The sequence below is a fragment of the Ehrlichia chaffeensis str. Arkansas genome, from assembly GCF_000013145.1.
Lineage (GTDB): Bacteria > Pseudomonadota > Alphaproteobacteria > Rickettsiales > Anaplasmataceae > Ehrlichia > Ehrlichia chaffeensis.
Window position 1 is genome coordinate 971,852 of record NC_007799.1, and the last position, 15,600, is coordinate 987,451.

Below are 15,600 nucleotides of genomic sequence, written 5' to 3' on the forward strand. Positions count from 1 at the left end.
GACTTAGATGCTTTAATAATCAACAATATTTCCAGTATCTTTATGCAGTTCCTGGTTAAAAGCATTATTATCATTTTGGAGTAATGCTGAATCTTGATATTCATTATTATAATACATAGAATAGTCCTCTTTATTTAATAAAGACAACTTCTTTATCTTATTCATTAAGAACCCTGTACCTGCAGGTATTAATCGACCTACTATTACATTCTCTTTTAACCCATATAAAGAGTCTTCCTTACCAGAAAAGGCTGCTTCTGTTAATACTTTTGTTGTTTCCTGGAATGACGCTGCAGAAACAAATGAGTTAGTATCAAGACTCGCTCTAGTAATACCTTGAAGTATTGGAGCATATTTAGCAGGAGATTTACCCATTTTTACCATATTATCATTAGTCTTTATTACTTCTTCCATGTCTATATTTTCACCAACCAAATACATAGTGTCTCCTGGTTCAAATATTTCAACTTTTTGCAACATTTGTCTTAAGATTATTTCTATGTGTTTATTATCAATACGCACACCCTGTAACCTATAAACCTGCTGAATTTCAGAAATCATATAATTTGCTAATGCTTCAACTCCTAAAACACGTAATATATCATGAGGATCAGGATCACCATCCATTAATAAATCCCCTTTATGTACAAAATCTCCCTCATTTACAATAGTATGCTTACCTTTAGGTACTAAATACTCAACAGGTGATAAGGTATCACTGACTGGCTTAATAAATATACGTCTTTTAGATCTATAATAATCTTTTCCAAATTCAACATAACCATCAATATCACTTACTATAGCATGTTCTTTTGGACGACGTGCTTCAAACAATTCAATTACTCTTGGTAACCCCCCTGTAATATCTCTAGTTTTTATAGAATCTCTTGGAATTCTTGTTATTACATCTCCAGCATGAACTTTTTGTCCATCCTGAACATTTAACACTGCCCCTATTGGTATGAAATAATTTGCCTCCAAACCATTGGATAATGTTATTATATTATCATTATCATCAATTAGAACTAACCTAGGTCTGAGGTTAGCACCCTGTAAATGTAATTTCCAATCAACTACTACTCTGTTAGAAATACCAGTAGATTCATCCAAGACTTCATTGATAGACACACCATCTATTAAATCCATATACTTAATGATACCTGTTTTTTCTGTAATAATAGGCATTGTATATGGATCCCACTCAGCAATTTTTTCTGTAATTTTTACTAACTGACCATCATCAACATAAAGTCTTGCTCCATAAGGTACATTATGACGCATTTTTTCATTGCCTACACTATCAAGTAACACTACTTCACAAGATCTACTCATGACAATCTTATTACCATGCTTGTCTTCAACGATATTACTGTTTACTAACTTTACCTTAGCATCTAATAACGCTATTAAGTTTGAAGTTTCAACACCTCTCATTGCAGTACCACCTACATGGAAAGTACGCATAGTCAACTGTGTTCCAGGTTCACCAACAGACTGAGCTGCTATTACACCAACAGCTTCACCTATTGATACAACATCACCAATAGCAAGATCTCTACCATAGCACAAAGCACAAATACCTTTCTTCGCTTCACAAGTAAGAGGAGATCTCACTTTTACAGCATCTAATCCTGCTATTTTTATTTTTTCAACTTTAGCTTCATCTATTAACTCTCCAGCTTTAACAAGTAACTCTTCAGTAATAGGATTATAAACATCAACAGCAGCAACTCTTCCAAGTATTATATTATCTAATGTTTCAACTACAGTCCCACCTTCAACAACAGACCTTATTGCAAATCCATTGTGTGTTTTACAATCGTACTCAACAACTATACAATCCTGAGCAACATCAACAAGCCTACGAGTTAAATATCCGGAATTCGCAGTTTTCAAAGCGGTATCTGCTAAACCTTTTCTTGCTCCGTGAGTCGAATTGAAATATTCAAATACATTCAACCCTTCACGGAAATTAGATATTATAGGAGTTTCAATAATTTCACCTGATGGTTTAGCCATTAATCCTCTCATTCCTGCTAATTGTTTCATCTGTGATGCAGATCCTCTAGCACCAGAATGAGCCATCATGTAAATGGAATTTAATTTACTTTCTACATCATATACAGAAATAGCTTTCATCATATCTTTAGCTATCAAGTCAGTACACTTAGACCATTCATCTATTACTTTATTGTATCTTTCACTTCTTGTAATTAAACCATCTTGATATTGAACAGCAAATTCTTTGATTTTTTCACTAGCATTATCTACATGCATTGTCTTTGTATCTGGAATAATCATATCTTTACATCCAAATGAAATACCAGACTGCGAAGCATATTTAAAACCAAGAGACATCAACTTATCTGAAAATTCAACAGTCTCACTTTGACCACAACTACGATATACCAAATCAACTATAGATGTAATCTCTTTTACAGTTAAAACTTGATTTATTAAATCAAAAGTCAAATTTTTATGTTGTGGAAATATCTGCCATAATATCAACCTACCAGGAGTTGTTTCAATTATTTTAGAATAATATGAAGGCTTCCCATCCGATGTATCATAATTACAATAAGTCATTCTATACTTAATTTGACTACATAAATGCACATCTTTGTTATGTAAAGCGTATTCCACATGACTAAAATCACCAAAGAATAATATCTCATCTTCAGATTGAACTTGATCTTGTAAAGTTAAGTAATATATTCCAAGCACTATGTCCTTTGAAGGAACAATTATTGGCTTACCATTAGAAGGACTTAAGATATTATTAGTAGACATCATTAATATCCTAGCTTCAAGTTGAGCTTCCAATGATAATGGAATATGTACTGCCATTTGGTCACCATCAAAATCAGCATTAAAAGCACTACACACTAAAGGATGTAATTGTATTGCTTTACCTTCTATCAAAACTGGATCAAATGCTTGTATACCTAATCTATGCAAAGTAGGTGCTCTATTTAATAATATTGGATGTTCATGTATTACTTCATCTAAGATATCCCAAACTTCTGGCTTTTCATTTTGTATCATTTTATTTGCCAATTTTACTGTTGGCACAATACCATACATTTTTAACTTTGAACAAATAAACGGTTTAAACAATTCTAACGCCATTTTCTTAGGTAATCCACATTGGTGCAATTTTAAGTTAGGACCAACAACTATTACTGATCTACCAGAATAATCTACCCTTTTTCCTAGCAAGTTTTGTCTAAAACGCCCTTGCTTGCCCTTTAACATATCACTTAATGATTTCTTGTACCCTACACTCCCTGCCTTATTAGAAACATAGCTACGACGTGTACTATCAAAAAGAGCATCTACTGCTTCTTGTAGCATTCTCTTTTCATTACGGATCATAATCGCAGGTGGATTTAATTTTAATAACTTACCCAATCTATTATTACGGTTAATAATTGTCCGATAATGATGGTTTAAATCAGAAACTGCTGGTCTTCCATTTTCTAAAGAAACAAGTGGTCTTAAATCAGGTGGCAAAATTGGTATAACTGTTAATATCATCCACTCAGGTTTGTTACCAGAATTTATAAAATTCTCAACAATACGCAATCTTTTTACTATTTTTTTTCTCTTCATTTCTGAAGTTGTAGATTCCAACTCTACTCTAAGATTTGCATTAATTGCATGCAAATCCAACCGCACTAACAACTCCCTAATAGCTTCAGCTCCAGTTAAAGCAAGAAAACTATCTTCTCCATAATTATCTTTTGCTTGATTGTAAGCACTTTCACTAATAACTTCACCCTTAGACAATGGAGTTGCAATTGGATCAATAACTACAAAATCACCACTATATAAAATATTTTCTATCAACTTAAGCGGCATATCAAGTAATGCACCTATACGCGAAGGCAGAGATTTCAAAAACCAAACATGTGCTACAGGAGATACAAGTTCTATATGTCCCATTCTTTCTCTACGCACCTTAGATGATGTAACTTCAACTCCACACTTTTCACAAACTACGCCTCTATAACGCTTTTTTCGATACTTACCGCACAAACATTCATCATCATTAACTGGCCCAAAAATTTTAGGACAAAAAAGACCTCCCTTTTCCACTTTAAACGTACGGTAATTAGTAGTAGAAATATCTTTAATTTCACCATACGACATTGCTCTAATGCTTTCAGGACTAGCTATAGATATGCAAATCTTATCAAACGATTGCGCAATACTAGTATAGCCATACAAATCCAACATCTTCATATACTACTACCTTTAATTATTAATCTTTCACTTCATTACTTAAGAAATCCTTATCTTGCTTTAAAGCAACATCTAAACACAATGATCTTAACTCTTTTACCATTACATTAAAGGATTCTGGTATTCCACATTCAAAATTACTATCACCCTTAATGATAGATTCATAAATCTTAACTCTTCCAACAATATCATCAGATTTTACTGTAAGCATTTCTTGTAAGGTATAAGCAGCTCCATAAGCTTGCAATGCCCAACATTCCATTTCTCCAAAACGTTGACCACCAAAATGAGATTTTCCACCTAATGGTTGCTGAGTTACCAACCCATATGGACCAACAGATCTTGCATGTATTTTATCATCCACTAAGTGATGTAACTTTAACATGTATATGTATCCTACAGTAACCTTACGATCAAATTTTTCACCAATTCTTCCATCATAAAGATCTACTTGCCCTGAAACATCTAAATCAGCTAATCTTAATAAGTTAGAAATTTGACTATCTTTTGGCCCTTCAAATACTGGTGCAGCCATAGGCACGCCATCACGCAATCTTTCTGCAAAAACCAAAAGATCCTCATCACTCATAGACTGAATATTATCTTTTAAATCTTGCCCATCATATACTTGATATAAAAAGTTTCTTAAATGAGATACCGTCAATTCATCAAGGTTATCTAATATATGCCCTATCTTTTTCCCTAAATTAACAGATGCCCATCCTAAATGCGTCTCTAAAATCTGCCCAACATTCATACGAGAAGGTACACCCAAAGAGTTCAGTATAATATCAACAGGAGTGCCATCCTCTAAGTATGGCATATCTTCAACAGGTACAATACGAGAAATCACCCCCTTATTACCATGTCTACCAGCCATTTTATCTCCTGGCTGTAAATTATGTTTTACTGCAACAAAAACTTTAACTATACACAAAACACCTTGAGGTAAATCATATCCATAGTTTAATTTATCTATCTTTTGATCAAACTTACTATGAGCATTTTGAATCATTGAATCAAATTTTTCTTTCAAGTCCTTAACTTGAAGCAACATAGCTTCATCAGATAAGTTAATATCCCACCATTCCTTCTTTGGAATAGATGCTAAATAATCATCTATATTCTGATTATTATACTGTACACCAGAACTCACCAAAACTCTTTTCAATTCATCATAGAAATACTCACTAACTACATCTATTTCATAATCCCTTTCTTTTATAAAACCATTGATTTCATTTTGTTTAATTAAAAGAGATCTATCATTTTCTTCAACACCACGACGCACAAAAACATGCACATCAACTACTGTCCCTTCAACATCAAGTGGCAAATATAGTGAAGAATCTACACAATCAAATACTTTTTCACCAAAAATAGTAACTAACAATTTTGTTTCTGGAGGTAAAGAAACTGGTGGTCTAGGTGTCACTTTACCAACCAAAATATCTCCTGCAGAAACTTCAGCTCCAACATTAACAATTCCAACATCATCCAAATGAGATAAACTATCCTCATTGATATCAGGAACAGACCTCATAATCTTTTCCGGACCAAGCGTTGTATCTCTAACTACACATTCAAATTCTTCTATATGTATTGAAGTAAATACATCTTTCTTTACAACTTCACTTGAAATAACTATTGAATCTTCAAAGTTATATCCCTGCCAAGACATAAACGCAACCAACACATTCTTACCCAAAGCAAGCTCACCTTGATCAATTGCTGATCCATCAGCTATAACATCATTTGCTTTTACATAATCTCCAGGTTTAACTAAAGGTCGCTGATTAATACAAGTATTATGATTAGAACGTTGGAATTTCCTTAAGTTATAAATATCAACACCTAAATATTCATTTTTTTCCTGATCAAACGCACGAATAACTATATACAGTCCATCTACCCTATGAACAATACCTCCACGTTTAGCTAAAACAACTGTTCCTGATCCTGCAGCAACTATTGATTCCATACCAGTACCAATCAAAGGAGCATCTGCTTTTAATAAAGGTACTGCTTGACGTTGCATATTAGAACCCATTAAGGCACGGTTTGCATCATTATTCTCTAAGAAAGGTATTAAAGACGCAGCAACTGAAACTATTTGCTTTGGAGAAACATCTATATAATCAACTTCTTCCCTCTTAACCATTACAAAATTTCCATCATGCCTACAATAAAGCATATCATCAACAAACTGATTATTCTCATCAAGAGTAGCACTAGCATCAGCTATATAATAATTACTTTCCTGCATAGCTAACAGGTATTCTACTTTATCAGTAACAACTCCTTTATCCACTTTTCTATAAGGACTCTCAATAAACCCATGCTTATTAATACGGGCATAAATAGCCAAGCTACTGATCAATCCAATATTTTGGCCTTCTGGAGTTTCAATTGGACAAATCCTTCCATAATGTGTTGGATGTACGTCTCTAACCTCAAAACCTGCTCTTTCCCTAGTTAAACCACCTGGACCTAAAGCAGATAATCTACGTTTATGAGTAACTTCAGATAATGGATTAGTCTGATCCATAAATTGGGAAAGCTGAGAAGAGCTAAAGAAATCTTTCAAAACAGTAGCCAAAACCTTAGGATTTACAAAATCACATGGCATTGCATTATCAAAATTGACCGAAGACATATAATCCATGATCATTCTTTCAAGTCGCAATATACCAATCCTAAACTGATTCTCAATAAACTCACCAACAGATCTTACTCTACGATTACCAAGATGATCGATATCATCAACAGAACCTTCACCATCCCGCAATAACACTAATTTCTTTATGACATGAATTATATCATCTTTAGTTAGTACCGTAATATCTTCACTAACATTTAACCCAAGATGATCATTTAACTTTATTCTTCCAACAGTAGATAGGTCATATCTTTCTTTTTCAAAAAATAACCCATCAAAAAAGGCTTTTATAGTATCTAAACTAGGTGATTCACCAGAACGTAAAACTTTATATATTTCAAACAGCGCATCTTCATAAGATACATTTTTATCTAAAAATAAGGTATTTAAAATATATGGACCAACTGTTAGAAAATCTATATTTAAAACAAAGATTTCCTCTATATTAAACAATTCTAGTTTGTTTATATGCTCGCTAGTAATATTTTCTCCTGCAGATATAATTAAAGCATTTCCAGTTGAATCTAATAAATCATTAGCAATAAATAATCCTTGAATTTCATTAAATGGAACTAAATACTTCGTAAGCCCATCATTAGCTAATTTTCTAGCCATTCTTAAAGTAATTCTGGTATTAGCTTTCACCAATACATTACCATCTGAATCCATAAGATCATGAGATAATCTAACACCCCTAAATCTATCAGCAACAAATGGAACAACCCATCCTTTTTCAGATTTTACATAACGTATTTTATCATAGAAAGTATCCAAAATATCATTATTAGATAAACCTAAAGCTCTTAAAAGTAAAGAGACTGGTAGCTTCCTCTTCCTATCAATGCGAAAATAAAGTATATCTTTTATGTCAAATTCAAAGTCTAACCATGAACCTCTATAAGGAATAATTCTGGCCGAATAAATTAATTTCCCAGAACTATAAGTTTTTCCTTTATCACTATCAAAAAATACACCAGGAGAACGATGCATTTGTGATACTATCACTCTTTCTATTCCATTTATGATAAACGTCCCATGAGAAGTCATGGTAGGAAGATCTCCTATGGAAACCTCTTGCTCTTTTATATATTTTATACTCTTTTCTGATGTTTCTTCATCTACTACATATTTTACTTCCTTGAAAGATACTTCCTGAACCTTCCATACTATAAAACGCAGAACTATACGTATAGGTACAGAAAAAGTAATACCCCTTTTTATACATTCATACTCATCATACTGTGGCTCACCAATACTATAACTTACAAACTCAAGAACAGCCCGACCTAATAAGTCTTGTATAGGAAACATAGATTGGAAAATATTCTTTATTCCACTTTCAGTATTTTGATCTATCCCAATAAATGCATTGTATGAATCCCTCTGTATTTTTATTAAATCAGTTAACGAATCTTTTATATCTATTGACTTTGCATAAGATAATCTAGGCACTGAATTAAAAGAATTTAATACATATTTAGTAGAAGTTACAGAAGAAGACATTAAAATCCCTCAAGATTAATAAATTACAAATAAAAGCTACATTAAAAACTATTTGATACTAACTTTTGCTCCAGCATCTTCTAGCTTTTTCTTGATTTCTTCAGCTTCTTCTTTCTTATACTTTTTACCTTCTATCAATTCTTTTGCACCTTCTTTTTCAACAAATTCTTTTGCTTCTTTTAATCCTAAACTAGTACACTCTCTTACTGCCTTAATCACAGAAATCTTCTTATCTGCAGCATAGCTTTCAAAAACTACAGAGAAATCTGTTTTTTCTTCTGCTGCTGCACCACCTTCAACTTGATTACCGCCTGCAGCCGGAACAGCTGTTAACAAACCACCCTTAGGAAACCCTAACTTTTGCTCCATCTTTTCCACTAATTCTGCTGCTTTACATAAATCTAAGCTACAAATTTGCTCCACCAAACTATCTATATCAACAGTACTCATAATAATTAACCCCAATCATAAAAAATAAAAAAGTATAAAATTAAAACATAGTATCACTCTTTATTGCCAAGAGCTTTTAAACACAAAGCCAATCTCACCGGAATATTATAAGATATCATACTCATTATTTGTGCATGTAATTCTCCTAAAGATGGTAAACTAGCAAAGTATAAAATTTTCTCACTATCTAATACCTCATTGCTATCGTATGCACATAATAAACTCACCTTGCTTTTATTACTTTTCATAAACTTTGCAAGAATTTTTGAAATTACTATGATGTCATCTGAATAAACAATAAATACAGAACCAAAAAACTTAGCAGCTAACTCTTCTCTGTTCATTTTCTTTAAAGCAATACGAGATAAGCTATTTTTGACTACCATTAAACCACTATTAGCCATTTTTAATTCTTTTCTTAGAGAAAAGAAATCATCAGCTACCATACCCTGAAAATTAGCAATTATAAAATATTTAAACTTAACAAACAATCCTTCCACTTTGCTTAAATGTAATTCTTTATCGCTACGCTTCACTACTTTTACTCCAATATTAATTATTTAAATTTTCTACTTTAACAGACTTTCCCATAGTTGAAATAATAAATACATCTTTAAAGTATAAACCTTTTATAGATGCAGGTTTACACTGCTTTACTGCACTAATCACTGCATTAAAGTTTTCTAACAAATCTTCTATAGAAAATTTAATATTCCCAATTTTTGCATGAACAATACCAGTCTTATCAGATTTAAATTTAATCTGACCAGATTTTATCATTTTAATAGCTTTAGCAAGTTCAAAAGTTACTGTGTTAAATTTAGGATTTGGCATTAACCCTTTAGGCCCTAGAATTTTAGCAATAGAAGAAACTGATGCCATAAAATCTGGAGTAGTAAGACACCAATCTACATCCAATTTACATTGCTTTTTCTTGACTTCTTCAATCAACTCTTCATCACCCACAATATCAGCCATAGCTTCTCTAGCCATTTCCAAGTACCCACCTTTAGCAAACACTGCAACTTTTATTTCTCTCCCTAACCCTTTAGGTAGTACAACACATCCTCTAACTTGTTCATCAGATTTCGAACTATTAATATTAAGATTTATTGCAACATCTACAGATTCACAAAAATTAGCTTTAGCAGATTCTATAACCTTCCTTAAACCTGACTCAACATCATAAACTTCATTACTAATCAATGAATTCATATAACTTCCTCTACTACAACCACTACTACTCAATTATTCTTCTACTACAACAATACCCATGGAAGATGCTGTACCGATAACCATTTTCGCTGCAGCTTCTACAGTATCAGCATTCATATCAGACATCTTGCGCTTAGCTATTTCATAAACAGCTGACATTTTAATTTTCCCAACATTGTCTTTTCCAGGATTTACTGAACCTTTATCAATCGCAGCAGCCTTTTTTAATAAATAAGACACAGGAGAATCGCTTATTGTAAAACTGTAAGACTTATCATTATAAATAGATATCCTAGCAGTGACTAGATCACCAACTTTATATTGCTTACCTTCACCACTTGTAATATCATTAAACTCTTTACAAAACTTAGGCATTGGTATACCACGAGGTCCTAAAACAGAAGCTATTTTAGGTCCAGGATTAGCTTTCCCAGCTTCTATCATCAAATTTATCTTAGATACTAAAACAGCACTCACGATTATCCCTCCACTTTTTGTATATGCTCTAACTTAAATTCTATCTTAGTCAGTCTACCAAATATCATCACACTGACTCCCGCTATTTTCTTATCATCATTAATATATTCAACTTTACCATTGAAATCTTGAAATAATCCATCATTAATTACAACTTCATCACCAATTTCAAAATTAACAACACTAGTATCATCTACTACACTTTGACACATTTTCTTACGCATAGACTCCATTTCATTTTCTGAAATAACTTTAGGAACACCAAAATCGTTATTTAAAAAATTCAATACCCTAGGTATACTCCTAATAAAATTCATTGAATTTTCATGTAAACTCATATACAAAAACACATACCCTGGCGACAACTTCCTTTTTACCAATACCTTTTTATTATGTTTTACCCGAGTAATTTCTTCATATGGGATAAACACTTCACGGAAACTCTCTTCCAAGCCTAATACCCGAGAATTTTCCAAAATAGTTTGACAAACTTTCTCTTCGCTACCAGATGATACCTGAATAATGTACCATTCATATTTCATAAATTACCCCAAGTACTATCTTTATCAACTTCAAAAATAAAAAATCCACACAACAAAACAAAACAGACATAAAAGTAATTATTAATATTACTATAAATAAAAACCCTATAACCTCATTTTTAGAAGCCCAAGAAACTTGTAAAGCTTCCTGTTTTACCCCAAGTAAAAACTTAGCAATATTATTCATTATCAGACTACCTACATGTCATATCACTAAAACTAAACGGCAGGAGTGATAGGAATCGAACCCATAACCTTCAGTTTTGGAGACTGACGCTCTAGCCAATTGAGCTACACTCCTATTAAACATCAATATATCACTACTCCAAAATTTCAGTAATAATACCAGAGCCTACAGTTCTACCACCTTCACGAATTGCAAATCTCAATCCTTTATCAATAGCAACAGGCTTATCTAAACTTACTTCGATACTTATATTATCCCCAGGCATTACCATCTCTACCCCCTCAGGTAATTTTATACTACCTGTTACATCAGTTGTTCTAACATAAAATTGTGGCTGATAATTTGAGAAAAACGGTGTATGCCTTCCTCCCTCTTCTTTCTTTAATATATATACCTCTGCTTTAAATTTCTTATACGAATGTATTTGACCAGGCGCACTCAATACTTGCCCTCTCTCTACATCCTCTTTCTTTATTCCTCTTAACAATATACCTGCATTATCCCCTGCTTCTCCTGCATCTAATGCTTTATGAAACATTTCAACACCTGTACATACTGTGCTCTGTATATCTCGTAACCCTACTATCTCTATTTTATCTCCTACTCTAATTACTCCTCTCTCTATTCTTCCTGTTACTACTGTACCTCTTCCAGGTATTGAAAATACATCTTCTATTGACATTAAAAATGGCTTATCTTTTTCTCTTGTTGGTAAACTTATTTTTTCTAAGGCATTCATCAATTCCATTATTTTTTCACTCCAGACTCCTGAACCTGTTTCTTCTTCCAATGCCTTAACTGCAGATCCTCTTACAACATCTATATCATCTCCTGGATATCCATATTTTGATAATAATTCTCTTATTTCCATCTCAACTAATGACAACATTTCTTCATCATCTACAACATCACACTTATTCATCCATACTACTATATCTTTTACTCCAACTTGTTTTGCTAATAGTATATGTTCTCTTGTTTGTGGCATTGCTCCATCTGTTGCAGATACTACTAATATTGCTGCATCCATTTGTGCAGCACCTGTTATCATATTTTTTATATAATCAGCATGTCCTGGACAATCTACATGCGCATAATGTCTATTCTCTGTTTCATATTCTACATGTGCTGTTGAAATGGTTATTCCTCTTGCTTTCTCTTCTGGTGCTTTATCTATTTCGTCATACTTTACACTTTTATTACCTTCTCCACTCAACCTCTTCGCTAACACTGTTGTTAACGCTGCTGTTAATGTTGTCTTACCATGATCAACATGCCCTATTGTCCCTACATTTATATGTGGTTTCCTTTCTTCTACCATAACATTACACCTATTATTTAGTTTTTATCTCGTTTGCCACTATATTATCAGGTACTTGTTCATAACAAGAAAAATACATGCTATATTGTGCTCTACCCTGAGACATAGAGCGCAAATCTTTAACATAACCAAACATTTTTGCCAAAGGAATAAATGCTAATATTACTTTAGTATTGTGACGATCTTGCATTTCAGCAACCCTACCTCTCCTACTATTAATATCACCTATAACATCCCCCATGTACTCATCAGGAGTTATTATCTCAACTTTCATAATAGGTTCAAGTAATATTGCACCAGCTTTGTTCACCATATCTCTAAAAGCACCTTTTGCAGCTAACTCAAATGCTAATGGACTAGAATCTACTTCATGAAATGCACCATCAACTAATGTTGCTTTAAAATCAATAACAGGAAACCCTGCTAACATACCACTTCCTCTAATATTTTCTAACCCATTTTGAACACCTGGTATATATTCTTTAGGTATTGCACCACCAGTAATTTTACTTTCAAATTGGAAACCAGAACCAGGAGGTAATGGTTCAAATAATATATTCACCTTTGCAAACTGCCCAGCACCACCTGTTTGCTTTTTATGAATATATTCAATTTCAACAGATTTAGTAATAGTTTCTCTGTAAGCAACTTGCGGAGCACCTATATTAGCTTCAACATTAAACTCACGACGCATTCTATCTACAATAACTTCAAGATGCAATTCACCCATTCCTTTCAAGATAGTTTGTCCACTTTCAGGATTTACACACATACCAAGTGATGGATCTTCTGCAACTAATCTACTTAAAGCTATACCCATTTTTTCTTGATCCGCTGTAGATTTTGGTTCTACTGCAATCTCCATAACTGGTTCAGGAAATTCCATGCGCTCTAAAATTATAGGTTGGTCTAAAGTACATAATGTATCACCAGTTACCGTCTTTTTAAGCCCAGCTAAAGCAACAATATCACCAGCTTTTGCTTCAGTGATATCCTCTCTATTGTTAGCATGCATTAATAAAATTCTACCTATAGATTCTGTAGAATTTTTAACTGCATTCAGTACTGTAGTCTTACTTGATAACCTTCCTGAGTAAATTCTTATAAAAGTCAAACTACCAACAAATTTATCAGTCATTACTTTAAAAGCTAACGCAACAAATTTACCATCAATAGAAGACTTAATGTTTATAGTATTAGAAGTCTTTACATCGAGAGCTTCCATCATAGGAATATCATTAGGCGCAGGCAAAAAATCAACAACAGCATCTAGTAATGGCTGTACTCCCCTGTTTTTAAACGCAGAACCACACAAAACAGGTACAAATTTTGACTGAATTACTCCTGCACGAATACAACTTTTCAATAAAGAAACAGATATTTCCTTACCTTCAAAATACAAATTCATTGCTTCATCATTAAGCTCAACTGCACTTTCCAGAAGCTTATTTCTATATTCTTGAGCTTTATCAAGCATATCTTTAGGGATTTCTCCATAATGAAAACTTGCTCCTAGAGAATCTTCATCCCATATAATTGATCTCATCTCCAATAAATCAACAACACCAACAAAATCTTTCTCAATTCCTATTGGTAATTGCAATACTAATGGAGTAGCACCCAGACGTTCAACAACCATATCAACACACCGATAAAAGTCTGCTCCCATCCTATCCATTTTATTCATAAAACAAATTCTGGGTACATTATATTTATCAGCTTGACGCCACACTGTTTCTGATTGAGGTTCAACACCCGCAACTCCATCAAAGACAGCAACAGCACCATCTAAAACACGTAAAGACCTTTCTACCTCTATAGTAAAATCAACATGACCAGGAGTATCAATAATGTTAATCCTATGACCATTCCAAAAACATGTAGTAGCTGCAGAAGTTATTGTAATTCCTCTCTCCTTTTCTTGCTCCATCCAATCCATAGATGCAGCACCTTCATGAACCTCACCAATTCTATTTTGTTTTCCAGTATAAAAAAGTATACGCTCAGTTGTAGTAGTCTTCCCGGCATCTATATGCGCCATAATCCCTATATTCCTACACTTAGATAACTCGTTATCTATGCTCACAAACTTATCTCCAAAAATTAATATTAATTAAAGCGAAAATGAGAAAACGCTTTATTTGCTTCTGCCATCTTATACTTCTCTTCCCTCATTTTATACGCACCACCACGTTTATTATAAGCTTCTAACAATTCATTACACAAACAATCCATATACATCTTATTACTACGTTTCCTTGCTGCTGCTGCTGCTTTAAAAATCCAACGCAAAGCTAATGAAACTGCCCTATCTTCCTTTACTTCAACAGGAACTTGATATGTTACACCACCTATTCTACGAGAACGCACCTCCATTTGCGGCATTACATTGTTTAGAGCAGCACTAAAAATTGACATAGCACTTTCACCAAGACGAGACTCCGCTTTGCTCAAAGCTCCGTATACTATTTTCTCAGCTATAGATCTTTCACCAGACCGCATAATAACATTAATGAAACGTGCTAATAATACACTATTATACTTTGAATCGGGAGAAATAACCCTTTTAGTTGCCCTACGACGACGAGACATACATTACCACATTAATTAACTTTTCTTCACACCATACTTTGAGCGCGCCTTCTTCCTATTTTGCACTCCTCTAGAATCCAATGCTCCACGTATAATATGATATCGAACCCCAGGTAAATCTTTTACACGCCCACCTCTAATTAAGATAACTGAATGCTCCTGTAAATTATGCCCCTCACCAGGTATATAAGCTATAACCTCACTACCATAACCAGCAATTTTTACACGCGCAACTTTACGCAAAGCTGAGTTTGGCTTCTTAGGAGTAGTAGTATATACTTTTACACACACTGCTCTTTTTTGCGGATTATGTTGAAGTGCAGGCGCCTTATTTAATGAAGAACGAGATTTTCGCGGTTTGCGGACTAATTGATTTATTGTTGGCATAATGTAATAACCTTACAGTTTA

General features: G+C 33.4%; 12 protein-coding genes and 1 tRNA gene. All 13 read right to left on the reverse strand.

The features are described 5' to 3' along the window. Positions 1 to 12: 12 nt before the first annotated feature. Positions 13 to 4,245: a DNA-directed RNA polymerase subunit beta' gene (rpoC, locus tag ECH_RS03885; protein WP_011452915.1), complete on the reverse strand. Its 4,233-nt coding sequence runs from the start codon at positions 4,243 to 4,245 to the stop codon at positions 13 to 15. 19 nt (positions 4,246 to 4,264) lie between these two features. Continuing rightward, complete coding sequence (rpoB, locus tag ECH_RS03890) at positions 4,265 to 8,407, reverse strand: DNA-directed RNA polymerase subunit beta (RefSeq protein WP_011452916.1); 4,143 nt, start codon at positions 8,405 to 8,407, stop codon at positions 4,265 to 4,267. A gap of 48 nt (positions 8,408 to 8,455) precedes the next feature. Continuing rightward, entirely contained in the window at positions 8,456 to 8,857 is a 402-nt protein-coding gene (gene rplL / locus ECH_RS03895; RefSeq protein WP_006010859.1) for a 50S ribosomal protein L7/L12, read from the reverse strand. 53 nt (positions 8,858 to 8,910) lie between these two features. Continuing rightward, entirely contained in the window at positions 8,911 to 9,393 is a 483-nt protein-coding gene (rplJ, locus tag ECH_RS03900; protein ID WP_011452917.1) for a 50S ribosomal protein L10, read from the reverse strand. Positions 9,394 to 9,409: 16 nt separating this feature from the next. Beyond that, complete coding sequence (rplA, locus tag ECH_RS03905) at positions 9,410 to 10,072, reverse strand: 50S ribosomal protein L1 (protein WP_011452918.1); 663 nt, start codon at positions 10,070 to 10,072, stop codon at positions 9,410 to 9,412. A 33-nt stretch (positions 10,073 to 10,105) separates the two neighbouring features. Beyond that, on the reverse strand, positions 10,106 to 10,516 hold the full coding sequence (rplK, locus tag ECH_RS03910) for a 50S ribosomal protein L11 (protein WP_230577182.1): 411 nt from the start codon (positions 10,514 to 10,516) through the stop codon (positions 10,106 to 10,108). A gap of 35 nt (positions 10,517 to 10,551) precedes the next feature. Beyond that, positions 10,552 to 11,091, reverse strand: a complete 540-nt coding sequence (gene nusG, locus ECH_RS03915; RefSeq protein ID WP_011452919.1) for a transcription termination/antitermination protein NusG — start codon at positions 11,089 to 11,091, stop codon at positions 10,552 to 10,554. Continuing rightward, a complete protein-coding gene (gene secE, locus ECH_RS03920) occupies positions 11,081 to 11,278 on the reverse strand; it encodes a preprotein translocase subunit SecE (RefSeq protein ID WP_006011509.1) in 198 nt (65 codons plus the stop codon). The genes nusG and secE overlap by 11 nt, the downstream gene beginning before the upstream one ends. Before the next feature lie 40 nt (positions 11,279 to 11,318). Next, positions 11,319 to 11,392 (reverse strand) — tRNA-Trp (locus tag ECH_RS03925). A gap of 19 nt (positions 11,393 to 11,411) precedes the next feature. Continuing rightward, positions 11,412 to 12,599 carry an elongation factor Tu gene (tuf, locus tag ECH_RS03930; protein WP_006011505.1) on the reverse strand — a complete coding sequence of 396 codons (1,188 nt, stop codon included), beginning with the start codon at positions 12,597 to 12,599 and terminating at the stop codon, positions 11,412 to 11,414. A gap of 13 nt (positions 12,600 to 12,612) precedes the next feature. After that, positions 12,613 to 14,685 (reverse strand): elongation factor G, encoded by a 2,073-nt coding sequence (gene fusA, locus ECH_RS03935; RefSeq protein ID WP_011452920.1) that lies wholly within the window; start codon positions 14,683 to 14,685, stop codon positions 12,613 to 12,615. 23 nt (positions 14,686 to 14,708) lie between these two features. Beyond that, positions 14,709 to 15,191 carry a 30S ribosomal protein S7 gene (gene rpsG / locus ECH_RS03940; RefSeq protein ID WP_006010361.1) on the reverse strand — a complete coding sequence of 161 codons (483 nt, stop codon included), beginning with the start codon at positions 15,189 to 15,191 and terminating at the stop codon, positions 14,709 to 14,711. Between the two features lie 15 nt (positions 15,192 to 15,206). After that, positions 15,207 to 15,578: a 30S ribosomal protein S12 gene (gene rpsL / locus ECH_RS03945; RefSeq protein WP_006010363.1), complete on the reverse strand. Its 372-nt coding sequence runs from the start codon at positions 15,576 to 15,578 to the stop codon at positions 15,207 to 15,209. Between the last annotated feature and the right edge of the window lie 22 nt (positions 15,579 to 15,600).

Coding starts and splice junctions, on each gene's coding strand:
- tuf (WP_006011505.1), bottom strand. CDS start 12,599: ATGGTAGAAGAAAGGAAACCACATATAAATGTAGGGACAATAGGGCAT.
- rplL (WP_006010859.1), bottom strand. CDS start 8,857: ATGAGTACTGTTGATATAGATAGTTTGGTGGAGCAAATTTGTAGCTTA.
- rplK (WP_230577182.1), bottom strand. CDS start 10,516: ATGATAGAAGCTGGGAAAGCTAATCCTGGACCTAAAATAGCTTCTGTT.
- rpoC (WP_011452915.1), bottom strand. CDS start 4,245: ATGAAGATGTTGGATTTGTATGGCTATACTAGTATTGCGCAATCGTTT.
- rpsL (WP_006010363.1), bottom strand. CDS start 15,578: ATGCCAACAATAAATCAATTAGTCCGCAAACCGCGAAAATCTCGTTCT.
- rpoB (WP_011452916.1), bottom strand. CDS start 8,407: ATGTCTTCTTCTGTAACTTCTACTAAATATGTATTAAATTCTTTTAAT.
- rpsG (WP_006010361.1), bottom strand. CDS start 15,191: ATGTCTCGTCGTCGTAGGGCAACTAAAAGGGTTATTTCTCCCGATTCA.
- rplA (WP_011452918.1), bottom strand. CDS start 10,072: ATGAATTCATTGATTAGTAATGAAGTTTATGATGTTGAGTCAGGTTTA.
- nusG (WP_011452919.1), bottom strand. CDS start 11,091: ATGAAATATGAATGGTACATTATTCAGGTATCATCTGGTAGCGAAGAG.
- secE (WP_006011509.1), bottom strand. CDS start 11,278: ATGAATAATATTGCTAAGTTTTTACTTGGGGTAAAACAGGAAGCTTTA.